Here is a 24,784-nt window from a genome sequence, read left to right as displayed (position 1 = left end):
AGATGAGCGACCCGGTGGATGCCCGAGTCCGCGCACTGCTCGCCGCGTACCGGTTCGAACCCGTGACGACGGAGGCGGGGCGGTGACGGAGGGCACCTTCGCCGTCCTCGCGCTTCTGATCCTCGCGTGGGCAGTGATCTCGGGCCTCCTGGCCCGCTGGAACATCACCGGGCCGCTGGTGTTCGCGGTCGCCGGTTACGCACTGGGGAACCCTGACTGGGGCCCGCTCTCGGTGGACGTCGAGGCGCCCTCCGTCCATCTGCTCGCGGAGCTGACGCTGGCACTCCTGTTGTTCTCGGATGCGGCCAGAGTCAACATCTCCAGGTTGAAACGAGACATTCGCCTGCCCGGCCGCCTGCTGGCGCTCGGCCTTCCCCTGTCCGTGATCCTGGGCTCTCTCTTGGCCGCCTGGTTCTTCGACGATTTCACCTGGGCGCTCGCCGGCTTCGTCGGCGCCACGCTGGCTCCCACCGACGCTGCTCTCAGCGCCCAGGTGATCAACGATCGCCTCATCCCCGTGCGCCTGCGTCGCGCACTCAACGTGGAGAGTGGACTCAACGACGGCATCGTCACACCGATCGTCACGTTCACGCTGGCTGTCGCCGCCGGTGAACTCGGCATCGAAAGTCACGACGGCGCCGACCACGGCGGCGGCGCGCTGCTCGAACTCGCCGTCGGGCTCATCGCCGGCCTTGCGATCGGGACAGCGAGCGCCTGGCTGTTGACAGTCGGCTCGCGACGGCACTGGATGATTGCCGACGCACGGCCAATCGGAACGCTTGCTGCCGCACTCAGCAGCTTCGCCCTCGCCGTCGCGTTCGGCGGCAACGGATTCATCGCGGCGTTCGTGGCAGGCATCGCCTTCAGAGCAACGCTCGACGAGCAGACTGTCGACGCGGACACCGTCGTCGAGCTGCCGGAGCTGGTCGGCGAGGTCATGGCACTCGCCGTCTGGTTCCTCTTCGGAGCCGCGCTGCTGCCGATCGCCCTGCACAACTTCGGCTTCACGCTCCTCGCGTACGCCGTACTGAGTCTGACTGTGGTCCGCATGGTTCCGGTCGCCCTGTCCCTGCTCGGAGCGGGTCTGGACCGCAAGACCGCTCTGTTCGTGGGATGGTTCGGGCCGCGTGGCCTGGCCTCGGTCGTGTTCGCGCTGCTGGCAGTCGAGGAGCTCGGCGAGATCCCGGTGGTCGAACGCGTCGTCGCCGTCGTCGCGCTCACGGTGTTCCTGAGCGTGGTACTCCACGGTGTCACGGCCGGTCCGCTCGGACGCCGCTACGTCCACCTCGAGCAGGCCGACGAAGACCAGGGCGGCGGACCTCGATCACGACGTACGTCCAGAGATCTCGGCAGCCCCGACGCCCTTCGAAGCGACCAGCCGTGACAAAAGCCCTGTCCCGCAACAGCCGGCAGCGCCATCGGACCGGGCCAGTTTCGGGATCGCTCTCGGGGGGTATAGTTCGGCTGCTGTTATTCGGTCATCAGCATGCCGCTTGCGACGCAGAAAGTCTGAAATCATGGGCTTCCAGCCCGGCGACGGAATCGATCGGCCCCGGATCGACGAGTCCGAGACGACCTCGCTCAGAGAGCAGGCCACCGGCGTACTCGCCGCGTATCACCACATCGAGTTGGCCGAGGCAGGCATGCTTCTGATCGTGCTGGCCGAGTATCGCGACTGCTCGGTCGATGCACTGGCCGCCGAGGTACTGCGCACGGCAGTCACGCACCCTGCGGGGATCGACGAAGCACCTCGGTCCCGCGACTTCTCCCCGGAACGAAGCGGCACAGCGGAGTAGCAGCCCTGTCCGCTCGGATCGTCCGGCCGGGATGAGGTTGCGGCGGTCGCCGGTCCCTAGGCTCGACTGCGCCGGGACAGGATGAGGCCCTTTCTGGATGAGGCCCTTCTGAAGGAGGCGACCTGACGTGGGCGCACATCCCGTACGCCGTTGGCTCCGGTCGGAGCGGCCGAACGTGCGCGCCGATGTGGTCGCCGGTCTGCCGGGCGCGATCAGCAACGTGCCGGACGGGATGGCAGCCGCGGTACTCGTCGGCGTCAACCCGATCCATGGCCTGTATGCGTGTTTCGCCGGTCCGATCGCGGGAGGGCTGTCATCGAGCACCCGGCTGATGGTGATCACCACGACCACGGCGGCCGCGTTGGCGGCCGGGTCGGCACTGTCGGGTGTGGATCCCGCGAACCGGCCGGACGCCCTGATCCTGCTGACGCTGATCGCGGGTGTGGCGATGATCCTGGCCGGCATCGCAAAGCTCGGGCGTTACACGCGGTTCGTGTCGCACTCGGTCATGATCGGCTTCCTGACCGGGATCTCGGTCAACATCTTCTGCGGCCAGATCTCCGCCCTGACCGGGGCGCCGGCCAGTGGAGGATTCCCGCTCGCCAAAGCGGTCGACGTCATCACCCATCCGTCCCGGATCAACATCCCCTCCCTGCTGGCGGGGCTGGCAGCGCTGGGCATCCTTGCCGGCCTGTCCCGGACCCGCCTGGCTCCGGTGGGTGCACTGGTCGCGCTGGTCGTCCCGACCGCGGTGGTGATCATCGCCGGGGCCGATTCGGTGACACGGGTGGAGGACGTCGGGGAGATTCCGCCAGGTATTCCCTTGCCGCACGTGCCGGACCTGAGCCTGCTGTCGTTCTCCCTGGTGACGGGTGCGCTGGCCGTCGCGGCCATCGTCCTCGTCCAGGGCAGCGGGGTCGCCGAGGCCGCACCCAACCGCGACGGAACCGTCTCGAACCCGAACCAGGACTTCATCGCCCAGGGCGTGGGCAACCTCGCGGCCGGCCTCTTCCGCGGCCAACCGGTCGGCGGTTCGGTCGGCCAGACCGCTCTGAACCAGGCAGTCGGCGGCCGCACCCGGTGGGCCGCGATCTGTTCAGGACTGTGGATGCTGGTGATCCTCGCGGCCTTCTCCGGGGTGGTCGGAGTTGTCGCCATGCCGACCCTGGCCGCCGTACTCATCTTCGCGGCCGTCGGCTCGCTCAGGCTGGGTGAGCTGAAGACGATCATGCGCACCGGCCCGACCTCACAGATCGCGATCGTCTCGACGTTCCTGGCGACCTTGTTCCTTCCGATCGCCGCCGCCGTCGGGCTCGGCGTCACGCTGTCGCTGCTGCTGCAACTCAACCAGGAGGCGATGGATCTCAAGGTCGTCGAACTGAAACCCGCCGGCGACGGCCGGTGGATCGAGCACCCGGCTCCCAAACAGCTGTCGAGCCATCAGACGATCGTGCTCGACGTCTACGGCAGCCTGCTCTACGCGGGTTCCCGCACCCTCGGCGCCCGGTTGCCCGATCCGGCCGGCGCCGAAGCGCCCGCCGTCGTACTCCGGCTCCGTGGCCGGACCTCCGTCGGCGCGACCTTCGTCAAGGTCCTGGCCGACTACGCCGCCGCCCTGCACGCGGTAGGCGGCCGCCTGTACCTCAGCGGCGTCGACCACGGCCTGGCCGAGCTGCTACGCCGTACCGACCGAGTGGATGTCTCCGGTCCAGTCACCGTCGTCGAGGCCAGCGAACTGGTCGGGGAATCAACCGAAAAGGCCTTACGCGAAGCAGAAACCTGGGCAGTAGGCCATCGCACCGACACCCCTGATCAGTGAGCGTCGAGGGGGTTCCCGGCGATTCTGCTGGTGAGGCCGGACTGGATTGCACGGGCGGCGGAACTGGTGGGCTTTCGGTCGGCCTGGGACTGGAAGCAGGTGAGGAACTCGGCGGTGAGGTCGAGGCGGGGATGTTGCTGGAGTACTTCGGCTCGGAAGGCGGGAGTGAAGTCGTCGATGTTCTTTCCGACGATGTCCACTGCTGCGGCGCGCGACAACAGGTGACCTTCGGGGTCGTCGGCCGCGTCGACGTCGGGCCACATGTGCCGGACGATGACTTCACCGAGGCGTTCGCGGCGCTCGCTCGGCCAGCCGGCGCCCGCGGCGAACACCCGGGCGACGTGGCCGCTGGCCTCCTCGAAGGAGACGGTATGGCTGTCGAACTCCGCCACCAGGCTGATGTCGTGGAACATCGCAGCCGTGAACAACAACTCGGCGTCGTACTGGATGCCCTGCTGCGTGCCGTACGCGGCCGCCCACACGTAAACGCGGTGCGAATGGCTCAGCAGGGCGGGTGACAGATACGCGGAGGCGACCTCCAGAGCCGCTGACGACGCGGCCGTACCAGGAATGATCATGCTTCGACGGTACGGCGCGAAAGGCCCGCACCACTGGTCCAATCCGGCTGCACGGTCATGGGCCATCCACCGCGGAAGCGGCCCATCACCTACGCCGTCAAATGGCCCACCGGTGGCGGGCCGCAAGCGCGTACGGTCGATGTCGAACCATCACAACCACTAGCGCAAGGATCTTCATGCGTGCCATCACAGCCCGGGACCGCGCGGCCGGCGTCGGCGGATTGACCCTGACCGATCTCCCCTATCCGCACGCTTCGGAGAACGACGTCATCGTGCAAGTGCATGCAGCCGGCTTCACCCGTGGCGAGCTGGACTGGCCAGGGACGTGGACCGACCGCGCCGGCCACGACCGCACGCCAACGGTCCCGGGTCACGAGCTGTCGGGGGTCGTCGCCGAGCTCGGCTACGGCACCACCGGGCTGACGGTCGGCCAGCGGGTGTTCGGACTGACCGACTGGAGCCGCAACGGCACCCTCGCGGAGTTCACCGCCGTCGAGGCCCGCAATCTGGCCCCGCTCCCGGCGAACGTCGACCACGTCACCGCAGCCGCTCTGCCGATCTCCGGCCTGACGGCCTGGCAGGCGCTATTCGACCACGCCCAGCTGAAAGCAGGCCAGATCGTCCTCATTCACGGAGTCGGTGGCGCCGTCGGCTCCGTCGCCGCACAACTGGCCCGCGATGCGGGAGCCCACGTCATCGGCACCGGCCGAGCCTCCGACCAGGCCATGGCCTCCGATCTGGGCGTCCACTCCTTCCTCGACCTCGATGGCGAGCGCCTCGAGGACGCCGGGGCGGTCGACGTCGTACTGGACGTCATCGGCGGCGACATCCGCGACCGCTCCACCGCGCTGCTGCGCCCCGGCGGCACCCTCGTCACCATCGCCGATCCACCCACTCTCCACCCGCACGACGGCCGGGCCGTCTTCTTCGTGGTCGAGCCCCACCGCGAACAGCTCGCCCAACTGGCGACCCGCCTCCACGAAGGCCGGCTCGTCCCCCTCGTCAGCACCGTCCGTCCTCTGGCCGACGCTCCTGCCGCCTTCACCGAACGCGGCAGAACGATCATCCAGGTGACCACGGACTGATACGGCCCTTTGTCGGGACGCGCCGGTAGTGTCCTGCCCGTGGACGTTGGGGAGCGCATTCAGGAACTTGCCGATCAGATCGTCGTACTGCGGGACACCTACTACCGCGGTTCGCCGTCGGTGGCCGACGCGGAGTACGACGCGATCGAGGACGAGCTGCGGACACTGATCGACGCCAACCCGGAGCTGGCGCCCGACCCCAACCCGTTGGACCAGGTGGGTGCGCCCGCGGTTCTGCACGCCCCGATCCGGCACTCGCGGCCGATGCTGTCCCTGGAGAAGGCGACCCGGCCCGAGCAGGTCGAGGCCTTCTTCAGTCGCTTCCCCGGCCAGTCGGTGGTGGTCATGCCGAAGCTGGACGGCCTGTCACTCGCCCTCGTCTACGAGAACGGGCGCCTGGCACGAGCGATCACGCGCGGCGACGGGACGACCGGCGACGACGTGACCCCGCTCGTGCGGGCACTCGCGGACGGAGTCCCGGACCGGCTCGACGTACAGGACCGCACCGAGGTCCGCGGCGAGGCGGTCATGTTGCGCTCCACCTTCGCCGCCTACAACGCCGCCCACCCCGACAAGCCTCTGATCAACCCACGAGGCGCCGCCGCCGGCACACTCCGCGCCAAGGACCCGGCCACCGTCGCCGAACGACGGCTGCAGTTCCTGGCCTTCGACCTGCTCGGCGACCGCGACTCCGCCGACGCCGATCTCGAGCGCGCGCTGCAGACGATGGGATTCACCGTCGCCGACATGCGCCACTGCGACGACGCCGCGGCGGCGCAGGCCGTGATCGCCACGATCGAGCAACAACGCAACGAACTGGACTATGACCTGGACGGCGCCGTACTGCGGTTGGCCGATCGGGACGCCTTCGCCGCGGCCGGCACCCGTTCCAGCTCGCCACGCGGCGCTCTGGCGTACAAGTTCGCCGCCGAGGAGAAGACCACCGTGCTGGCCGACGTGGTCTGGGACGTCGGCAAGACCGGCAAGATCGCGCCAGTCGCCTGGCTGGAGCCCGTCTTCGTCGGCGGTACGACGGTCACCCGCGCGACGCTGGCCAACCAGGAAGTGATCCGCGCCCGCGGCATCAAGATCGGTGACACGGTCCTGGTACGCCGTGCCGGCGACGTGATCCCGTTCGTGGCCGGCGTACTCGACGCGTCCAAGCGCACCGGCGCGGAGAGGGAGATCGTGCCGCCGGCCGTGTGCCCGTCGTGCGAGCAGCCCCTGATCGAGCAGGGCAACAGCCGCGAGCTGTTCTGCACCAACGTCTCCTGCCCAGCCCAGACCGTACGGCGGTTGATCCACTGGGCGTCCCGCGCGGCCGCCGACATCGACGCCATCGGCGGGGTCTGGATCGAACGACTGGCCGAGGCCGGGATCCTCGAACACCCGTCGGACTTCTACCAGCTGACCGCTGAAAGGCTGCTGGAGTTCGATCGCATCGGGGACATCTCGGCCGCTCGCATGATCGAGTCGATCGACACGAGCCGCCAGGTCGGCCTCCGCCGGGCGATGATCGGCCTCGCGATTCCGATGGCCTCCGAAGGCACCGCGGCCAGGCTGTGCCGCGCGGGCTTCGCTTCCCTGGAGGAGGTTGCCGACGCAGGCGTCGACGGCCTCGTCGCCGTCGACGACATCGGTCCGAAGGTCGCCGCCTCTCTGATCGAACACCTCACCCGGCTACGGCCTGAGCTCGAACGGCTTCGCGCGGCCGGCGTCTCGCTCGACGTACGCGACGAGGACCTCCCACCGGTCGTCGCGGCCGGCGCACCGCTGGCCGGCAAGACAGTGGTCGTCACCGGCTCGATCAGCGACCCCCGCTCCGGCGAGAAGGTCGCACGCCCGGCCTTCCAGCGACTCTGCGAGAAGGCCGGCGCCACCATCGCCTCCTCGGTCTCGGCCAGCACCGACTTCCTCATCACCGGCGCCGACGTCGGCGCCGCCAAACTCACCAAGGCCGAAAAACTCGGTGTCACCGTCGTCGACCAATCCGAGATCTGGCAACAACTCGAGGCCGCCGACCTCCTCAACCGCTGAGCCCAGCTGGGCATAGGTGAGAGGACTCTCATGCTCGCTTAAGGTTTGGCGCGCATTTCCGTTGCTAGCTTCCGATGACCATCGGCAGAGACGGAAGAGCGTGCGGACCACCATGCAAAGATCGAAGCCCATGACGTGATCATTGCTCCAGTGGTCGCCCGGGAGGACGCCCGGCCCGCGGTCGGCCGGGTGCTGTTGCCGACCTGTGCGGCGATCATGGCGCTGCACGTCGTGGCCGTCGCGGTGCGGACCCTCCTGCGTCCGGCGGCGGCGTACTGGCGGATGTGCTGAGCCTGCTGAATGCCGCGCAGGAGCGCTCGCTGGCGAGCTGGCGTGTTCTGACCGCAGTCCGAGCACGCCGCTCAGACAGCCGCCTGACCGTGTCCTACGACTGTCCGTAGTCGCCGCCTGACGCTCGGAGATCGTCCGGCGTGATCAGGAATTTGCTCGTGTCCGGCCTCGGTTCGCGCGTAGGCTCGCGGCAAGCAGACCTTGTGCCCAGGGGGGATCACGTTGAGCCAGCCAGCGACCCAGTCCGACTACCCGGACCACATTGATGCCGCTGTTCTGAAGATCGCCGGCGTCGTGGTGCTGGGCGCCATCATGTCGATCCTCGACATCACGGTGGTCAACGTCGCACTGCCGACCTTCCAGCTCGAGTTCGGCACACCCGAGGATCCGGTCACCTACGCGCACGTGGCCTGGACGGTCACGGCGTACACGCTCGCGCTCGCGACCGTGATCCCGCTGACCGGATGGGCGGCCAACCGGTTCGGCACCAAGCGGCTCTACATGGCCGCGATCTTCCTCTTCACCGCCGGATCCGCGCTGTGTGCCACGGCCACGAGCATCGACATGCTCATCGCCTTCCGCGTCCTGCAGGGACTGGGCGGCGGCATGCTGATGCCGCTCGGCATGACGATCATGACCCAGGCCGCGGGACCGCACCGGATGGGCCGGCTGATGGCCATCCTCGGCGTACCCATGCTGCTCGGACCGATCCTGGGACCGATCCTGGGCGGCTGGCTGATCCAGGTGGCGAGCTGGCACTGGATCTTCCTGATCAACGTCCCGCTCGGCGCGATCGCGCTGGTCTACGCCTGGTTCGCCCTGGCCAAGGACCACGCTGAGCCGTCCGAGTCGCTCGACGTCCTCGGCGTGGCCCTCATGTCGCCGGGGCTCGCCCTGTTCCTCTTCGGTATCTCCTCGCTGCCGGCTGAGGGTGGCGACTTCACCGCGCCCCGGGTGTGGGTCTCGATCCTGGTCGGCGTGCTGTTGATGGCGGCCTTCGTCTGGCACTCCTTCCGGCCGGAGCACCCGCTGCTGGACCTGCGGCTGTTCCGCGACCGCAACCTCACCGTCTCGATCATCACGATGTTCCTGTTCGCCGCGGCGTTCTTCGGCGGGCTGCTCCTGGTGCCGACGTACTTCCAGGAGATTCGCGGCGAGTCCACGCTGCATGCGGGTCTCCTGGTAGCACCGCAGGGACTCGGTGCCATGGTGACGATGCCGATCGCCGGGCGGCTGGTGGACAAGATCCCGGTCGGCCGGATCGTGCCCGTCGGTCTCGGGCTGATCGTCATCGGCATGTTCGGACTGACCCAGCTCACGGCGACGACGCCGTACCCCTTGATCATCGTCATGCTGGTCGTGATGGGCTTCGGGATGGGCGGCACGATGATGCCGCTGTTCACCACCGCGCTGCGGACGCTGCGCGGTCCCCAGGTCGCGCGCGGCTCGACCCTGCTCAACATCACCCAGCAGATCGCCTCGTCCTGCGGGGTCGCGACGATGTCGGTCATCCTCACCAACCAGCTCAACGACTCGCCGATCATCCCCGGTACGCAGAACGTCCCCGGGCTGGGCGCAGGACTCAAGGAGACCCAGGCCGCCATCCTCTTCAACACCCAGCCGAAGAGCCTGATCCCGCTCCACATCGACCCCGCCGCCATCGTCCGCGGACTGGTCGAGGCCGCCGAGGCCTTCGCCAACACCTTCTGGGTCGCCTGGGTGCTGGTGACCCTGACCTTGATACCGGCCCTGATGCTCCCCCGCAAACGCGCGGCCTCCCGCCCCGTCGACGAAGGCGCGCCTCCCGCGGTGGTCGACTGACCGCGGGCTAGCGACGACGTTCGGGCGGCAGCAGGCGCTGGGTCAGACGGAGAATCGACGACTCCGGGGCCTGCCAGACCCTTCGGTCGGCTGCTGACCAGGCGTAGGTCAGGGCGCCGGCTTCGATGCAGTCCAGCAGTCCCGGAGCCGCGAGTTCGTACGCCGACCACTCGTAGATCTGCTGCAGCCGCGGCAGGATCACGCCGAAGTCCAGCAACCGGCCGAGCCCGAGCTCGCCCTTGAGATAGGACTGCACACTGTCGCGAAGCGGATACTCGTCCGGCAGGACGCGCGACAGCTGAAGAAAGATCCCGGCCATGCCGAGCCTCGGATCGCCCAGCAGCGGGGCGAGCGGACGCAGCCAGCCGAGCGCGATCCGAGGGGCCGCAACGAGCGTGTGCGTGTACAGCACCCGGCACAGTACGACGTTCATGAAGAAGCGCTCGGCGGCAGTCTCCGCCTCCGCCAACTCACGATGCTCGAGGTAGCCGGCCACGATGCTTCCGTTGTGCGCCCGCCACCACGCCCGAGCGGTCGGGTACTGCGCGAACGACAGCCAGTAGTCAACCGTCCGTGACGAGGCGGCCCCGGACAGATCTCCGCTCAGGGCCACAGCTTCACAACCGTCCCGCAGTACGCGCTCATTCACCGCCCGCCACCACGGACTACCAGGACGGTCACCGAACAACGGCTGCAGTACGCCGCGCTGCAGCTCCCACTGCATCGCGGACATCGCCACGGAAGATGACGAGGCGCCTTGCCGAACGGGCCGTAGTAACACCGCTGCATCAGCGCAAGCCGGCCGGACGGATCGTCACGAACTGCGGCCACCTGCTGATCGGCCCACGCACCGGCAGTCATCCCAGCTGTCACCGGCTCAGGATCGCACCCACACCATCGCGCCGCACCCGCGCAGGACTTCAGCTGGTGTGCAGAGCGCTGGTGGTTTGCGCGACAGTCAGGCGATCGGTGGGGTCTTTGGCCAGCAGGGCTTCGATGATCGGCCGCAGCGGGCCGGCGTTCACGAAGGCGGCCGGCCGGGCTTCGACGACCGCTACCAGGGTGCTGAACGGGTCGCCGGCGCCGAAGGGGGACTTCCCCTCGACCGCCGCGAACAGTGTCGCGCCCAGCGAGAACAGGTCGGATGCCGGGCTGGCCGCGTCGCCGCGAGCTCGCTCCGGTGACATGTACGCCGGGCTGCCGGCCATGGCCTCGCTCGACAGCGTCTGCTCGTCGTCGACCGCGGTTGCGATGCCGAAGTCCATCAGGACAACCCGTCCATCGTCACACAGCTGGACGTTCGCCGGCTTGACGTCGGAGTGCACCAGACCGGCCTGATGGACGGCCCCTAGTGCGTCGACCAGGTGCAGCGCGATCCGCCGTACGTCGGCAACCGGTAGCGGCCCGTCCGACGCCAGCGCGTCGGCCATGGTTCGCCCTGACAGCGGTTCCATGACGATCCAGTGATCGCCGGCGTCCTCGATGACGTCGTACACCTTGACCACATTGTGGTGCTCCACTCGTGCCACCGCACGCGCCTCGGCCAGCGCACTGGCGCGAACCTGCCCGGACTGGTGGCCGGGAAGCACCACCTGCTTGATCGCGACGCGCCGGCCGAGCAACTCGTCATCGGCCAGCCAGACCCTGCCCATACCGCCGCGGCCGAGCAACGTCATCAGGCGGTATCGACCAGTCACGAGGCGATCCGAGCCGACGACCGTCGGTGCTGACTCCACCGCAACTGTTGTCATGATCGCCTCCCTCTGCCGGTGTTCCGTGCTCCCTATACGGACGCCGAGCCATATCGGTTCGATGCTGCTTTGATCGTCCTCGTCAAACGTGCGCGGCACATGGTGGATGACCCCGGATCGAACCCCGGATCTCCACTCACCACACCCTGAGTGGCATTGGATGCCTCCGGCAACCACCTCGGCGGATCCCCGGAAATACGCCGGACTTCGTTTGAACCGACCGGCCACGGCACGCGTGTAGCCCCCCGTAGACAGCACGGCGCGTCGACTCGAGACCGCCGTACCCATTGGGAGGGACAAGATCATGAGTAGTGTGACAAGGCGGCTCCGGCGAGGTCTGAGCGCGGCAGCTGCCGCGGCCATCAGCACCGGCATCGCCGTGAGTCTGGCAGGCACGGCATCCGCGACTCCGTCGAGCGGCGTCGTCATCGACACCGGCCAGCTGATCGTCACCGGAACGAACCACGCGGACAACATCACGCTGAGCGTGCCGGCGGCCAACACGTCGGTTGTCGAGGTCGACTTCGGTCCTGGTACGACGAAGCGCACGGTCAACCGCAGCGACTTCACCCAGATCCTCGTCAGCAGCCGGGGCGGCAACGACGTCGTACGGATCGACTACGGCGCCGAGGTACAGCCGTTCACGATCATCGACACCGGCGACGGCAACGACTCCGCCTTCGGGGGCAGCGGCAACGAACTGTTCCGCACCGGCGCCGGCAACGACACCGTCGACGGCAACCGTGGCACCGACACAGCCCTGCTCGGCAGTGGCCGCGATACGTTCACCTGGGATCCGGGAGACGGCAGCGACGTGATCCAGGGCGGCCGCGACCAGGACACCATGGTGTTCAACGGTGCGGCCGCGGCGGAGAAGTTCGTTGCCGCCGCCAACGGTCCGCGACTGCGGTTCACCCGGGACTTGGGCAACATCGTGATGGACACCGACAACGTCGAGCGGGTCTCACTGAACGCGCTCGGTGGCGCCGACACGGTCACCGTCGGCGATCTGCGCGGTACCGATGTCAAGAACGTCGATGTCGACCTCGGTGCGCAGCTCAACGCCAGCGGCGGCGACTCGGCGGTCGACGCTGTGACCGTCACGGGCACTGCCGGAAGGGACCACATCCGGGTCTCCGGCTCCGGCGGGGACGTGCGGGTGTCCGGGCTGAAGGCCGACGTACGGCTGAAGGACGCGGAACCGACGGACCAGTTGACGATCGACACGCTGGCCGGCCGTGACGACGTGAACACCCGGCGGCTCGCGCCCGGCACCATCGGGCTCAGCATCCTCTGATCGCACGACCCGGCGTCCGCCGTACGGCGGACGCCGGCCGCCCCGCAACGACACGACCATCCGACGCCCGGATCGCTACGAACGATGGCGGAATCCCGATGAAGCCCGCATGGAGTCACCACCATGAACCTCAGAATCCACATCCACCAGGCCTTCACCGGCGGCTGGTGCGCCGACATCGACGACGACCACGACCGTCAGCCCGACGACCCCTACTGGTGCGTCGACCAATGGCCCACCCTGCAAGACGCCATCACCGCCGCCTGCGTCCAACTGGCCGACCTCAAGGCATCCGTCCAGCGAACCCAACCGCCACCACGAGTCAGCGGACAGAGTGCTGCGTGACCTCGGCCTCCTGCCGTTGGCGCGTCCAACGATAGCTAGCTGCAGCGAGGGCGAGCAGACCGACGGTTCCCGCCGGGGGCGGACGCCGAGCCCGGTCATGGCAGCTCGACCTGCTTCTGCCGCGTACGGGACAGCTGCGCGGCACCCGTCGCGATGACCACGACCGTGGCCGCGACGACCATCAGGCCGACGAAGGTCAGGAACGACGGCGCCATGTCCTTGCCGAGCGGCGCGATCATGATCGTCACCGGCAGGTTGGCCGTGGCGTGGAACAGTACGACGATCAGCAGGCTTCCACCGGTGCCGTTGTACATCCACGTGCACAGCACGGACATGCAGATCACGGACACGACGAAGGCGGCGAAAAGGCTGATCGGATGAGACTCCTGCCCGGTCAGCCACAGCGGGAGGTGCCAGGGCCCCCACACCACGCCGATCAGGAGGCTCGCACGCAGGGCGCTTTGGCGACTCTGGAGCCTGGGCAGCACGAATCGCAGGTGTGGAGCGTCGTACCGCTCTTCGTCGCCTACGCCAGCGTGCCGGTCGCCGCGGGCCTCGCGATCCTGAAGTATCGGCTCTACGACATCGATCTGGTCATCAACCGTGCGGTGGTCGCGGCCGTGGTCCTGATCTTCGTGACCGCCGCCTATGTCTCGGCCGTCGCGTTGCTCGGCGCAGTGATCGGTGGCCAGGTCTCGGAACAGTACCCGGTATCGGTGATCGCAACCGCCCTCGTGGCGTTGGTCTTCCAGCCTCTGCGGAGCGGGATGCAGCGCGTCGGCAACCGCGTGGCGTACGGACGTCGCGCCGCGCCGTACCAGGCTCTGGCCGATGTCTGCCGCCACCTGTCCCGGGCGGTGTCACTGGATCAGATCATGCCGGGCGTGGCCGAGGTGGCCGGGCGCAGCGTCGGCGCCGAGCACACCGCAGTACGCCTGGCGGTGGCCGGGACCGACGACATCGTCGCGCAATGGCCCGGCCCAGCAGGCCTGTCGCGGATCGCGTATTCGGAGCCGGTCTGGCACAACGCACGGCAACTCGGCGAGATCAGTGTGAGTATGCCAGCCGGTCGGCAACTGTCGAGGGCAGATCGCACGCTGCTCACCGACCTCGCCACCCAAGCGGGCCTGGGGCTCTCGCGGCCCGGTTACAGGCCCGGGTGGATCAGACCGGCGTCCAGGCCGAGGAGCTCGACGCATCCTGGCGGCGGCTACTGGCTGCACAGGAATCCCAACGTCAACGGTTGACGCGAGCGGTCACCGCCACCGACGGCAGCGCCTCGCAGTGGGATCAGCCCGAGGTCGACCGGGTGCTGGCCTGCGGTGGAACCGCGGTCGTCGATTCCTCGGGGTCGGCGGTCATCCTGCGCGCGAGCATCCCCGTTGAGGGCAGAGAGCAGCCGACATGACCTTGCGGGTCGTCTTCGCCGATGACAACTACCTCATGCGAGAAGGCGTGTCCGCGCTGCTCGCCGGTGCGGATGACATCGACCTGGTCGGTCTGGCCATCGACGGCGACTCGCTGCTGCAGGCGGTCGCCGAGCATCGGCCCGACGCCGTACTGACCGACATCAGGATGCCACCGACGCACACTGTCGAAGGCATCCACGCCGCGAAGCGGATCCGCGCGGACTTCCCGGAGATCGGCGTCGTCGTGCTGTCGCAGTACATCGAGGACGAGTACGCCCTGGAGTTGCTGGAGGACGGTGTGGCCGGACTCGGCTATCTGCTCAAGGAGCGGGTCGCTCAGGTCGACGAGTTGGTTCGCGCGCTCCAGGAGGTCGCCCGAGGCGGCTCCGCCCTCGACCCCCTGGTGATCGAGGAGCTGATCTCCCGCAAGCTGACCGATGCGGGTACGCCCCTGCTCGGTCTGACCGATCGGGAGCGTTCGGTCCTGCAGCAGATGGCGACGGGACGCAGCAACGCCGCCATCGCCAACGTGCTGTACCTGAGCGACCGTGCGGTCGCAAGCACATCGGATCGGTCTTCCAGAAGCTCGGTCTGACCGAGGAAAGCGAGACGAACCGCCGCGTTCTGGCGGTGCTCGCCTTCCTCAAGGCGAGTCGGGCCTCGGGGTGAAGGTGTCGACGAACTGTTTGACGCGGGGCAGTTGGGCCGGATCGATGGTGTGGCCGCCGGCGAAGGGCAGGAGGTCCACGTCGGCCGATCGGCGGCGGAGCTGGGCGGTCAGCCGGGTGGTTTGTTCGGCGGTGGCCATGGGGTCGGTGTCGCCGTTGACGATGAGGACTCGTTTGCCCGCGAGGGCGTCGTCCGCAGGCTCGTCGGCGGCGAACGGGACCATCGCGGCCAGCAGTACCGCGCCGGCAAGGGACTCAGGGTGACGTAGGAGGAGCGCGGATGCCATGTTGGCCCCGTTGGAGAAGCCGACCGCGACCCAGGACCCGGCGGGTACGTCGTACTTCTGCTCGGCAGCCGTGAGGAAAGCGGCAAGCTCGTCGGCGCGCAGTCGCAGATCGTCCTCGTCGAAGACGCCCTCCCGATGTCTGCGGAAGAACCGAGCCATCCCCTCCTCCGACACCGTTCCCCGCGGCGACAGCACGGGTGCGTCGGGCGCCAGGTACTGCCGCAGTACGAGCAGGTCGTACTCGTCTCCGCCGGTGCCGTGCAGCAACAGCAGCGGCGGCGCGGACGTACCCGGTTGCCAGACGTGCGGCCGCTGGAGCAGGTCCTCGGTCATCGGTCGACCTCGTCCGGGGCCGGCGGTACGCGCAGCGATGGCAACGAGGCCTGGATCTGCTCGCGGTTCGGTTCGAGCCAGGGCGGGAGCTTGAGATGCTGACCGAGTTCCAGCAGCGGTTCGTCGACGGTGAAGCCCGGCTGGTCGGTCGCGATCTCCAGCAGGACGCCGCCCGGTTCACGGAAGTAGATCGAGGTGAAGTACTGCCGGTCGAGGATCTCGGTGACCTGTACGCCGGCCTCGATCAGCTCGAGGCGCCACTTCGCCTGGGTCTCGCCATCAGGCGCCCGGAACGCGATGTGGTGAACCGTTCCGGCCGCCTGCACACCGCGCGAGGACGTGCTCGGCTGTACGTCGACCGCCGTACCCGCGGCTCCCCCGGACATCACGAACCTGGCGCCGTCGGCGGAGTCCTGACCGTGCCGCATCCCCAGCATGCCCGCGAGCATCTCGGCGGTCGGGTCGAGCAACTGCTCCGTCATGGTGACCGAGAAGAGGCCGCGAACGGCGTTGTCGAAGGGGATCGCGGCGACGCCGTCCCAGCCGGACCGGGTGTCACCGTCGGAGGCGACCAACTCGATCACGAGGCCGTCGGGATCGCGGAGCCGCAGTACCTCCTCGTCGGAGCGGGCGACCGGCGCGTCCGCGTCGACGCCGAGGCTCTGCATCCGCTGCTGCCACCAGCCGAGCGACTCCGGCGGGACGCTGAACGCGGTCGCCGTGGTGAGGCCGGTGCCCTGCCTGCCGTACGGCGCTCCCGGCCACGGGAAGAACGTCAGGAGCGTCGACGGCCGGCCCGAGGAGTCGCCGTAGTACAGGTGATAGGTGTCCGGGGCGTCGAAGTTGACCGTCCGCTTGACCAGGCGGAGGCCCAGCACCGTCGTGTAGAAGTCGACGTTGCGCTGTGGATCCTCCGCGATCGCGGTGACGTGGTGCAGCCCGTGCGGTGCGACCGAGTCAACCATTGCTGTGCCCTCCCAGTCCGCAGACCCGGGACGACGTCGGCCGCCCCTCCTCGACACTACGACTGGATGTCGCTCACCACTACGGGCCGACGGTTCACAGCACGTAGAAGCCGGTGACAGCAGTCGGGAGGAGGCCGACGATGAGCCACAGCGACAGCAGCGAGCGCCGGAAGATCGCCAGGATGCCGGCGGCGGTGAGGAGGCCGATGACGCCGGACATGATCCACAAACCGACACCCTTGCCGTAGTCGGTGTCCGCCACGCCGATGCTGTAGACGGCGAGCGTGACGGCGGGAACGCTGCCGACGTGGAAGAGGATGGCCGAGGCGACCCATCGCTGGACCGTCTCGATGTTCATCGGAGCTCTGCGGCTCCTGGTGCGCCTGGTCGCCATGGCTCAAGTGTACGCGAATGGTTAGTGCACTAACTATCTTGCGGACGTGACGTTGCACTCACCGCCGTCGTCGCTCGTGGCAGGTCGCGCACCGACCGTGACGCCAGTGTCGCCAGGGCGACCACGACGTACGCCACGCCGGCGATCACCATGATGCGCTGGACGCCGAAGGCCAGTCCGATCGGACCGAACAGCAACTGGCCGACCGGGATCGCCACGAACGAGCCGAGCATGTCGTAGGAGTAGGCGCGCGAGAGCATCTCGTCCGGCACGTGCTCCTGCATGGCGAGGTCCCAGCCCAGACCGAAGACCTGGCTGCCGAGGCCGGCCAGGAAGGCGCCGATCATCACGGCCACCAGCACGGGCTGCAGACCGAGGACCAGCATCGGGATCCCGTTCAGAGCCACCGCGGCCATCCCCCACAGCAGCGGCCTGCGGAAGGAGATGCGGATCAGGACCAGCGAGCACACCAGGAAGCCGACCGCCTGGGCCGACCGGATCAGCCCCCAGCCGGCCTCGCCGATATCGGTTTCGGTGGCGAGCACCGGGCCGAGGGTGTTGAACCCGCCGCTGCTGATCGCGTTGAGCAAGGAGAACGAGGCGACGACGACCCAGAGCCAGGTGGTACTGCGGAAGTACGTCCACCCCTCGCGTAGGTCGGCGATGGCGCCCCCGCGCTGCTGCCCGTCGGCCGGGCGAGGGATGCGGACCTGGGTGAGGACAAGCATCGCGAGCAGGTACGTCGCGCCGTCGACGGCCAGCGCCCATCCCGGTCCGACGACGGCTACGAGCACCCCACTCACGGCCGGGCCGAGCACCATCAGTGCGTTCTCGGGCACCGCGAGTACGAGGTTCGCCGGCTTGAGTTGATCGCGCGGGACGAGCTGAGGCATCACGCCTGCCAAGGCCGGCATCCCCGCCGCCGTGGCGGTGCCGTTGAGCGCGGCGAGCGCCGCCAACTGCCAGACCTCGGCGGTGCCGGTGATCACCAACGCGGCCGTTGCCAACTGGCTGAGCCCGGACAGGACGTTGCTCAGCTGAATCACCAAGGTCCGGCCGAACCGGTCCGCCAGTACGCCGCCGGCCAGCAGGAAGACGACCATCGGGATGCTGTAGGCGGCCAGGACCGTGCCGAGAGCCGTCGGCGAATCGCTGACCTCGAGCACCGCGAACGCGAGCGCGACGCCGGCCATCGTCGTCCCGGCTCTGTCGATGAGCCGGGACAGCCAGTAATACCGGAAGTTCCGCTCGCGCAGCGGGGCGAGCGCCGAGCCTTCCTTCATGACCGCGGCTTCTTGGTCATCTGGAACGTCCAGGACGTGGCGCTGACATGCACCGTGCCTGGTGTCCGCGGCGGCTGGTTGTGGTCGTGCATCAATCCGGACGCCTCCATCAGCAGTTCGCGCACCCGCGCCCAGACCTCAGGCGGCACCCATCCGTCGAGGTCGCTGAGATGGTTCGGCGACTTCGGCTTGCGCTGGCTCATCCGTCGCTCCAACTCGCGACCCAGCGCGCGCACCTGGGCGATCCGGCTCTCCGTGGTGATCGGAGACCGAGGCTCTCCTGGGTCCTCGTGGGGATAGCGGTACCGCTTCGCGACCCCACCGCGGATCCGCTCCTCCCCCGCCTCCACGATCGTGCCCGACTCGAGCAGGATCCGCAGATGGTACGACGCGTTCGCATGCGTCAGGTCAAGCTCCCGGGCCACCTCGGCAGCACTCATCGCCGCACCGGTCAGCAACGACAGAATCCGCAGCCGGACCGGATGAGCCACCGCCCGCAGCTCCTTGACATCGTCCTCAGTCATCTCACTCCCCAACAACCCTTGGGGAGCACAATGCCTCAGGACCCGCCGAACCGTCAAACACTTATTGGGCAGTCTTCACTGTCGCAGCGGGCGGCTACTGTCGGGTCATGGCTGAACTCGTGGTGCATGCTCCGATCACTGCAGTCTCTGTCTATCCGGACCGGGCTCGGGTCACTCGGCGCGGCAAGATCGGTGTGCCGGCGGGCGATCAGACGGTGTACGTCGAGCCGCTGCCGCTCGCGTTGCAGGAGGACTCGGTGAGGGTCTCCGGCCACGGAGCGGCCACCGTGCTCGGCGTCGACCTGGCGATGCGCCACCATCCGCAGGCGCCGGACGAGGCTGTGGCCGAGCTGGAGCGGCAACGCCGCGAGGCTCAGAGCGCGGTTTCGGAATTGAGCGACGCCGATGACGTCCAGGCCCAGCTCGACAGGTTCCTGGCACAGCTGGCGCGTCGAGCCGGCGGCAGCTTCGCGAAGACGCTCGCTTCCGGCGGGACAGTCGCCGAGCTGGGCGGGTTCACCGAGTCGCTCGCCGCCCGGCTGACCGCCGTACGGTCGACGCGCAGGGAGCTCGCCACGCAGCGGCGCGAAGCCGAGGAACGCGTCGCCGCCGCCGACCGACGGCTTGCCGCGGTCGCACAACAACGCACTCCCGACCGCCGCTCCGCTGCCGTCGCGCTGGCCCTGGACGCCGAGGCCGAGGTGGAGATCGAGCTCTCGTACGTCGTGCCGCTCGCCGGCTGGACCAGCTCCTACGACATCCGGCTCGTGGGCGATCAGATCACGCTGAGCTGGTACGGCCTGATCACCCAGCACACCGGCGAGGACTGGCCCGAGTGCGACCTCACGCTGTCGACAGCCCGGCCGGCGAGTGCCGTGAAGGTGCCTGAGCTCGACCCCTGGTACCTCGATCGCTTCCACCCGCCGGTACCGACCGCCCTCGCAGCGAGTCGCGTGCCCACTCGGGCCTCGTTCACCGAGCAGCTCCAGTCAGCCGAGGCGCCTGCCTTCGTCGAGCAGCAGGCGGCCGTCGAGCAGGGCGTGACTGCCGCGGCGTACACCCCGCCCCGGCCGGTCGCCGTACCCGCGGACGGCGCCTCCCACCGCGCGACCATCGCCTCGATCGGCCTCGAGGCGGAGTTGGACTACATCACGACGCCCGTCCGGTCAGCCGACGTCCATCTGCGGGCCACGGTCGTGAACTCGTCCACGCACACGCTGCCCGCCGGGAGGGCCGCCGTCTTCCACGAGGCGGACTTCGTGGGCTCGGCCGCGCTGCCGATGTGGGCCCCCGGCGAGGATGTCGAGCTCGCACTTGGCCTTGACGACCGGATCCGCGTCGAGCGGAAGCTGGTACGCCGTACTGCGACCAAGGCGACGCTGGGATCGACGCGCCGGCGCGAGGTCGAATACGAAACCCGGATCGAGAACCACACGCCACGCGCCGCCCGCCTCACGGTGCTCGACCAGTTGCCGGTAGCGCGCGACCACGAGATCACCGTCAAACCGACCACCACCGAACCGGAGCCGGCCGAGACCACCGACCTGGGCGTCATCACGTGGAAGCTCGACCTGGCCGCCGGTGAGGAGACCAAGATCAAGCTCGGCTTCCGGGTCGACACCGGGAAGTCGGTCGAACTCACCGGATGGCGCGAATAGTCAGTGGAACGGAGGACTCGTGGGCAAGTCGAAGGTGGCGGATGTTGAGCTGTCGGTTCGGCCCTTGGACGTGGATACCTGGCCGGCGTTTGCGCGGCTGGTCGAGGCGAACAACGGCGTCTGGGGCGGCTGCTGGTGTGTGGGCTTCCACGCCAAGCTGGGCAAGGATCGGACCGCGGCGCAGAATCGCGACGAGAAGGAGCAGCGCGTTCGCGAGGGCCGCACCCACGCGGCGCTGGTGTTCGCCGACGACCAGTGCCTCGGCTGGTGCCAGTTCGGCTCCCCCGACGAGTTGCCGGAGGTCAAGAGCCGACGGCTGTACGAGAAGGGCCTGACGGCCCTGCCAGAGTGGCGTATCACCTGCTTCTTCACCGGCAAGGGTCTACGCGGTCGCGGAGTCGCCGGCGCGGCGCTCGGCGGGGCGCTGGCCGAGATCGCCCGCCTCGGCGGCGGCACCGTCGAGGGCTACCCCGAGGAGACCGACGACCGGAAGGTGTCGGGATCCTTCCTGCATACCGGGCCGATGGCCGCGTTCGAGAACCACGGATTCACGCGCACGCGACCGATCTCCCCCCACCGCTGGGTCGTCACCCGCACAGTCGCCCCAGCCTGATCGGAGGACCCCGCCGTGCGGATGTGACGGAGGTCATAACCAGGAGCTGGATTGTTGTGAGCAACTCAGGTGTTTTGGGTTTCGATGCGCAACTCAGCTACCTGCCGAAGGACGTCTGCATGACCGCCGTCGATCTTCCCGCGACCACCTCCGCACCTACCCGCCGCACCCTCAGCCGCCGAGCCAGTTTCTGGGTCGCGGCAGCGGTCGCGGCCATCAGCCTGTGGACGAGCGCCGCGCCGACCACGACGTACCCCCTCTACGCCTCGACCTGGCACCTCACTCCCACCGCGACCACCGCGATCTTCGCGGTGTATCCGGTCGTACTCGTCGCGTTCCTGCTGATCTTCGGCCAAGTCTCTGACTACATCGGGCGCCGGGAGACGATGCTGTACGGCGTCGGCGCGTTGCTGGCCGGCGTACTCCTCTTCGCCGTCGCCCCGTCGGTCGGCTGGGTGTACGCCGGTCGCGCCTTGATGGGGGCCGGTGTGGGTCTGGCGCTGACTCCGGCCACCGCTGCCGCGGTCGAGTTGAGCGCCCGCGGAAAGGCGAGCCGGGCCTCGTCCATCACGACGGCAGCGACCGCGGTCGGACTGGCCCTGGCGACGACCGTCGGCGGCGGGCTGATCGAATACGCGCCGGCACCCCTGCACCTGGACTTTTGGGTGCTGCTAGCAGTGATCGCGATGGTGTTCGTCGCGGTCTGGCGGATGCCTCGGCACACCAAGGACGAGAACCAGGCCCGGTGGCGGCCGCGCCCGATCATCGTTGCCAAAGGCATCCGAGTGCTGTACCTGGCGGCGGCTCTCGCAGTCACCACGGCCTACGCGTTCGGCTCGGTGTTCCTGGCGCTCGGTGCCGAGATCATCCGTGATCTGGTTGGCACCGGCAACATCTTCGTCATCGGCCTGCTGCTGGCGATCTTCTCCGCCGCGACCGGCGCAACGGCGATCGCCGGCCGCCGGTTCCCCGCTAGCCGGCTGGTGCCGGTCGGCGCCGTTCTCACTCTTGTCGATCTCGGTCTGCTCGAGCTGGCGTCGACCGAGCACTCCCTGCCGTTCTTCGTCGCCACAACGGTCGTCGGAGGTACGGCGTACGGGCTGCTCTTCTCCGGTGGACTCGGGCTGATCGCCACCCACGCGCCCACCCACCACCGCGGCGGCACCGTCGCGGCGGTCTACCTGGTCGCCTACCTCCTGCAAGGGGCGATCGCGCTGACCCTCGGTCTCGTGGCGACCGCCTCAGGGTTGAGTGCGGCGCTACTGCTCGGCGTGACCGTCATCGGTACGCTGGCATTGCTGGTGATCCTGGCCGCCGCCCTGCTCGCGGCGCGCAGCCGCGGTCCGGCGAAGGAGGCCCGATGACTAGCCAGCCGAACTGCTCGATCGCACGGACGCTCGACCTGGTCAGCGATCGCTGGACCTTCCTCATCCTGCGCGAGGCGCACCTCGGTACGACTCGGTTCGCCGACTTCCGCGACTACCTCGGCATCGCCCCGAACATCCTCGCGAACCGGTTGGCCGCGATGGTCGAGTCCGGCCTGCTGGAGAAGCACGAATACCGCGCCGACGGCGAGCGGACCCGTTCGTCCTATCACCTGACCCCGGCCGGCGAGGACCTCAAGCTGGTCCTCGCAGCCCTCCAGCAATGGGGCGACGCCCACGTCCCCCGCAAGGCCGGCCCCACCGTCCTACGCCGGGACCAACGTTCCAGCGACCTGGTGAACGTTGCCTTCACCGACCCGAACGGCAACGCCGTACCAACTGAAGACGTCACCTTCGAACCAGTCCCCAAAGGCCCCGCCGACCGAACCAACTGGCGCTGACAGCCTCCCAGGTGTCGATCTGGGAACTTCCGGCGCAGATGTGAACTTTTGGGCGTGAATGTTGCTCTGATCAATTGAGAGGAGCTAGCCATGCGCCAGATTCGGATCCGCCGGAGGCCGGTACGACCTCGCAGGGACACGCAGCAGCTCGACCTGCGCACGCCGTCAGGCCGGACGCTGCCCTTCTAACCGGCGGCAGGCCTGCAGTAGAGGGCTACTGCGCCGCGTCGAATGCCGTTGAGCAGCACGCGGGCCTTCGGCAACCTCTCCACCGCTGGAACCATCTCCATGTTCGAACGAGAAGGCTTCACCGCGGAGAAGCTGATCGGCGACGCGTATGTCCTCATGCGCCGACAGCTCTGACCCCGGTCTGGGGTGTGAGAAAATTCGCCATGGGTGCCGACCACGGTTGGGTAGCCGAGCAGGTGCAGGTCGATGGCAGGTCGGTGTACTACCGGCGCAGCGTCGGCGGGAGTGGCGTGCCCGTCGTACACATCCACGGCTTCGCAATCTCCGGTTCTTATCTCATGCCCACGGCTCGCCTCCTGGCCGGCCGATGGGTCAACGTGGTGCCCGACCTGCCGGGCTACGGCCGCAGCGAGAGACGCGACCAGGTGCTGGACGTTCCCGCGCTGGCCGGTGCCCTGCTGGCGATCCTCGACGCGCTGAACATCGAACGGGCAGTGCTGGTCGGGAACTCGATGGGCTGTCCGATCGGCCTCGAGGTGGCGCACGAGGCACCTGAGCGCGTCCACCGACTTGTGCTGGTCTCCCCCGCAGGGGGCATTCAGAACCGGCCGCTTCCCCGCGCGCTCCGCCAGCTGGCGCTGGACGTGATGCGCGAGAGCCCAAGGATGGCGTCGATCGCGCTGCCGGACTACCTGAGGTTCGGACCGGTCAACGGTCTGCGCCTGTTCCACGAGCTGACCCTGTACCCGTCCCTGGAGCGGTTGCTGCACACCCCCGTCCCGACGTTGGCCGTCCTCGGTGGCCGGGACCCGCTGATGCCGCCTCCGTCCCGCGTCCACGAGGTGGGCCGGCTCGCTTCCCAGCACCTGGCGGTCGTGCTCGTCGAACGGGCGGCGCACGCGGTGAACTTCAACCATCCCGAGGAACTGGCGGAGGTGATCGAGGCCTGGCTGGACGGCGCGCTGCTCGCCCGCGACGCACGGCTGCCTGCCGGTGTGCGCGTGATCCACGGACGCCCCGATCCCATCTGAGATCAGTGGTGGATCGGTGTCTTCACCTGTCGCAAAGGGCGGACGACTTCCAGGCCGGCGCGTTCGGCGATGATTTCGGCGCAGATGGAGACGGCGGTTTCCTCGGGGGTCAGCGCGCCGATGTCGAGGCCGATCGGGGCGTGCAGGCGGGCCAGGGCCGCCTCGGGGACGCCTGCGGAGCGAAGGCGTACCAGCCGATCGCTGTGGGTGTTGCGGCTACCCATGACACCCAGGTAGCCGACCTCGGTGCCCAGCGCCGCGACGATCGCGGGTACGTCGAACTTCGCGTCATGCGTGAGGACACACACCGCATCGCGTGGCGTCAGGCTCGCACCGATTCGGGTGAGCAGTCGCTGGGGCCAGTCGACGATCACTTCGTCGGCCTGCGGGAATCGGGCCCGGGTGGCGAAGATCGGACGTGCATCGCAGACGGTCACGGCATACTTCAGCAGCTTGGCTGCCTGTGTCAGCGCGGCGGCAAAGTCGACGGCGCCGAAGATGATCATCCGCCGCGGTGCCGTGAACGATTCGATGAAGACAGTGAGGTCGGTCCGCTCCGGCTCGCCGTGCCGGCCGAAGTGCCGTACGCCGGTCAGGCCGGCGGCCAACGCACCCAGTGCGTCCCTCTCCACCCGGTCGTCCAGCGCCGCGTCGCCCAGGCTTCCGGTCCGCTCCCCCTCCGCCGTGATCAGCAGCTTGGCACCGGTCGCCGGGCCGTCCACCACGGTGACGAGGACGACGGGCCGCCGTGTCCGCAGCGCCTCGGCGAGTTCGGCGTACACGCC

At 68.6% G+C, this 24,784-nt stretch carries 28 protein-coding genes; 18 read left to right on the top strand and 10 right to left on the bottom strand.

What is annotated here, in order from left to right:
- The first annotated feature begins 82 nt into the window (after window positions 1–82).
- The 3 genes from OG817_RS11590 (at window position 83) to OG817_RS11580 (ending at window position 3,615) form a co-directional block, all read left to right on the top strand.
- Window positions 83–1,384 (top strand): cation:proton antiporter, encoded by a 1,302-nt coding sequence (locus OG817_RS11590; protein ID WP_396393550.1) that lies wholly within the window; start codon window positions 83–85, stop codon window positions 1,382–1,384.
- Window positions 1,385–1,517: 133 nt separating this feature from the next.
- On the top strand, window positions 1,518–1,796 hold the full coding sequence (locus tag OG817_RS11585) for a hypothetical protein (RefSeq protein WP_406053945.1): 279 nt from the start codon (window positions 1,518–1,520) through the stop codon (window positions 1,794–1,796).
- A gap of 127 nt (window positions 1,797–1,923) precedes the next feature.
- Window positions 1,924–3,615, top strand: a complete 1,692-nt coding sequence (locus OG817_RS11580) for a SulP family inorganic anion transporter (RefSeq protein ID WP_406053943.1) — start codon at window positions 1,924–1,926, stop codon at window positions 3,613–3,615.
- Here the strand turns inward: OG817_RS11580 and OG817_RS11575 are convergent.
- Complete coding sequence (locus OG817_RS11575) at window positions 3,609–4,193, bottom strand: hypothetical protein (RefSeq protein ID WP_406053941.1); 585 nt, start codon at window positions 4,191–4,193, stop codon at window positions 3,609–3,611. The two genes, OG817_RS11580 and OG817_RS11575, sit on opposite strands and share 7 nt — an antisense overlap.
- 176 nt (window positions 4,194–4,369) lie before the next feature.
- Here OG817_RS11575 and OG817_RS11570 point away from each other — a divergent pair, with 176 nt between their 5' ends.
- The 4 genes from OG817_RS11570 to OG817_RS11555 all read left to right on the top strand — a co-directional run bounded on the left by OG817_RS11570 (window position 4,370) and on the right by OG817_RS11555 (window position 9,427).
- Window positions 4,370–5,278 (top strand): NADP-dependent oxidoreductase, encoded by a 909-nt coding sequence (locus OG817_RS11570; protein ID WP_406053939.1) that lies wholly within the window; start codon window positions 4,370–4,372, stop codon window positions 5,276–5,278.
- 39 nt (window positions 5,279–5,317) lie between these two features.
- A complete protein-coding gene (gene ligA / locus OG817_RS11565) occupies window positions 5,318–7,315 on the top strand; it encodes an NAD-dependent DNA ligase LigA (RefSeq protein WP_406053937.1) in 1,998 nt (665 codons plus the stop codon).
- 135 nt (window positions 7,316–7,450) lie between these two features.
- Complete coding sequence (locus OG817_RS11560; protein WP_406053935.1) at window positions 7,451–7,606, top strand: hypothetical protein; 156 nt, start codon at window positions 7,451–7,453, stop codon at window positions 7,604–7,606.
- A gap of 222 nt (window positions 7,607–7,828) precedes the next feature.
- Complete coding sequence (locus OG817_RS11555) at window positions 7,829–9,427, top strand: DHA2 family efflux MFS transporter permease subunit (protein ID WP_406053933.1); 1,599 nt, start codon at window positions 7,829–7,831, stop codon at window positions 9,425–9,427.
- Window positions 9,428–9,434: 7 nt separating this feature from the next.
- Here OG817_RS11555 and OG817_RS11550 read toward each other — a convergent pair whose 3' ends face one another.
- Window positions 9,435–10,160, bottom strand: a complete 726-nt coding sequence (locus OG817_RS11550) for a hypothetical protein (protein ID WP_406053931.1) — start codon at window positions 10,158–10,160, stop codon at window positions 9,435–9,437.
- A gap of 187 nt (window positions 10,161–10,347) precedes the next feature.
- Window positions 10,348–11,178 carry a serine/threonine-protein kinase gene (locus OG817_RS11545; protein ID WP_406053929.1) on the bottom strand — a complete coding sequence of 277 codons (831 nt, stop codon included), beginning with the start codon at window positions 11,176–11,178 and terminating at the stop codon, window positions 10,348–10,350.
- 304 nt (window positions 11,179–11,482) lie between these two features.
- Between OG817_RS11545 and OG817_RS11540 the strand changes: the two genes are divergently transcribed.
- A complete protein-coding gene (locus tag OG817_RS11540; RefSeq protein WP_406053927.1) occupies window positions 11,483–12,475 on the top strand; it encodes a calcium-binding protein in 993 nt (330 codons plus the stop codon).
- Between the two features lie 123 nt (window positions 12,476–12,598).
- Window positions 12,599–12,820, top strand: coding sequence for a hypothetical protein (locus OG817_RS11535; protein WP_406053925.1), 222 nt, complete (start codon window positions 12,599–12,601; stop codon window positions 12,818–12,820).
- A gap of 95 nt (window positions 12,821–12,915) precedes the next feature.
- Here the strand turns inward: OG817_RS11535 and OG817_RS11530 are convergent, their stop codons facing one another.
- Complete coding sequence (locus OG817_RS11530) at window positions 12,916–13,251, bottom strand: type II CAAX prenyl endopeptidase Rce1 family protein (RefSeq protein ID WP_406053923.1); 336 nt, start codon at window positions 13,249–13,251, stop codon at window positions 12,916–12,918.
- 30 nt (window positions 13,252–13,281) lie between these two features.
- Here OG817_RS11530 and OG817_RS11525 point away from each other — a divergent pair, with 30 nt between their 5' ends.
- The 3 genes from OG817_RS11525 to OG817_RS11515 are packed head-to-tail and all read left to right on the top strand — an operon-like array spanning window position 13,282 to window position 14,824.
- A complete protein-coding gene (locus OG817_RS11525; RefSeq protein ID WP_406053921.1) occupies window positions 13,282–14,067 on the top strand; it encodes a hypothetical protein in 786 nt (261 codons plus the stop codon).
- The gene (locus OG817_RS11520; RefSeq protein ID WP_406053919.1) at window positions 14,064–14,228 is read left to right on the top strand and encodes a hypothetical protein; all 165 of its coding nucleotides are present in this window, start codon (window positions 14,064–14,066) and stop codon (window positions 14,226–14,228) included. Before OG817_RS11525 ends, OG817_RS11520 begins: the two co-directional genes overlap by 4 nt.
- Window positions 14,225–14,824: a response regulator gene (locus OG817_RS11515; protein WP_406053917.1), complete on the top strand. Its 600-nt coding sequence runs from the start codon at window positions 14,225–14,227 to the stop codon at window positions 14,822–14,824. The genes OG817_RS11520 and OG817_RS11515 overlap by 4 nt, the downstream gene beginning before the upstream one ends.
- A 48-nt stretch (window positions 14,825–14,872) precedes the next feature.
- Here OG817_RS11515 and OG817_RS11510 read toward each other — a convergent pair whose 3' ends face one another.
- The 5 genes from OG817_RS11510 to OG817_RS11490 form a co-directional block, all read right to left on the bottom strand.
- Entirely contained in the window at window positions 14,873–15,517 is a 645-nt protein-coding gene (locus tag OG817_RS11510) for an alpha/beta hydrolase (protein ID WP_406053915.1), read from the bottom strand.
- Window positions 15,514–16,482 (bottom strand): ring-cleaving dioxygenase, encoded by a 969-nt coding sequence (locus tag OG817_RS11505; RefSeq protein ID WP_406053913.1) that lies wholly within the window; start codon window positions 16,480–16,482, stop codon window positions 15,514–15,516. The genes OG817_RS11510 and OG817_RS11505 overlap by 4 nt, the downstream gene beginning before the upstream one ends.
- A gap of 94 nt (window positions 16,483–16,576) precedes the next feature.
- Complete coding sequence (locus OG817_RS11500) at window positions 16,577–16,876, bottom strand: hypothetical protein (RefSeq protein WP_360447409.1); 300 nt, start codon at window positions 16,874–16,876, stop codon at window positions 16,577–16,579.
- Window positions 16,877–16,905: 29 nt separating this feature from the next.
- Window positions 16,906–18,159 carry an MFS transporter gene (locus OG817_RS11495; RefSeq protein WP_406053911.1) on the bottom strand — a complete coding sequence of 418 codons (1,254 nt, stop codon included), beginning with the start codon at window positions 18,157–18,159 and terminating at the stop codon, window positions 16,906–16,908.
- Window positions 18,156–18,683: an ArsR/SmtB family transcription factor gene (locus tag OG817_RS11490; RefSeq protein WP_406053909.1), complete on the bottom strand. Its 528-nt coding sequence runs from the start codon at window positions 18,681–18,683 to the stop codon at window positions 18,156–18,158. Before OG817_RS11490 ends, OG817_RS11495 begins: the two co-directional genes overlap by 4 nt.
- A 107-nt stretch (window positions 18,684–18,790) precedes the next feature.
- Here OG817_RS11490 and OG817_RS11485 point away from each other — a divergent pair, with 107 nt between their 5' ends.
- The 6 genes from OG817_RS11485 to OG817_RS11460 all read left to right on the top strand — a co-directional run bounded on the left by OG817_RS11485 (window position 18,791) and on the right by OG817_RS11460 (window position 23,999).
- Window positions 18,791–20,341, top strand: coding sequence for a mucoidy inhibitor MuiA family protein (locus OG817_RS11485; RefSeq protein WP_406053907.1), 1,551 nt, complete (start codon window positions 18,791–18,793; stop codon window positions 20,339–20,341).
- 19 nt (window positions 20,342–20,360) lie between these two features.
- Window positions 20,361–20,954, top strand: coding sequence for a GNAT family N-acetyltransferase (locus tag OG817_RS11480; protein ID WP_406053905.1), 594 nt, complete (start codon window positions 20,361–20,363; stop codon window positions 20,952–20,954).
- Between the two features lie 119 nt (window positions 20,955–21,073).
- Window positions 21,074–22,318: an MFS transporter gene (locus tag OG817_RS11475; RefSeq protein ID WP_406053903.1), complete on the top strand. Its 1,245-nt coding sequence runs from the start codon at window positions 21,074–21,076 to the stop codon at window positions 22,316–22,318.
- Window positions 22,315–22,779, top strand: a complete 465-nt coding sequence (locus OG817_RS11470) for a winged helix-turn-helix transcriptional regulator (protein ID WP_406053901.1) — start codon at window positions 22,315–22,317, stop codon at window positions 22,777–22,779. Before OG817_RS11475 ends, OG817_RS11470 begins: the two co-directional genes overlap by 4 nt.
- 237 nt (window positions 22,780–23,016) lie before the next feature.
- Window positions 23,017–23,142, top strand: a complete 126-nt coding sequence (locus tag OG817_RS11465; protein ID WP_406053899.1) for a hypothetical protein — start codon at window positions 23,017–23,019, stop codon at window positions 23,140–23,142.
- 14 nt (window positions 23,143–23,156) lie between these two features.
- Complete coding sequence (locus OG817_RS11460; RefSeq protein WP_406053897.1) at window positions 23,157–23,999, top strand: alpha/beta fold hydrolase; 843 nt, start codon at window positions 23,157–23,159, stop codon at window positions 23,997–23,999.
- A 2-nt stretch (window positions 24,000–24,001) separates the two neighbouring features.
- Here OG817_RS11460 and OG817_RS11455 read toward each other — a convergent pair whose 3' ends face one another.
- Window positions 24,002–24,781 (bottom strand): XdhC family protein, encoded by a 780-nt coding sequence (locus OG817_RS11455; RefSeq protein ID WP_406053895.1) that lies wholly within the window; start codon window positions 24,779–24,781, stop codon window positions 24,002–24,004.
- Window positions 24,782–24,784 lie beyond the last annotated feature (3 nt).

The organism is Kribbella sp. NBC_00889, from assembly GCF_045207705.1.
GTDB lineage: Bacteria > Actinomycetota > Actinomycetes > Propionibacteriales > Kribbellaceae > Kribbella.
Note: the sequence above shows the minus strand (reverse complement) of the source record. Positions and strands in the feature narration are given on the sequence as shown.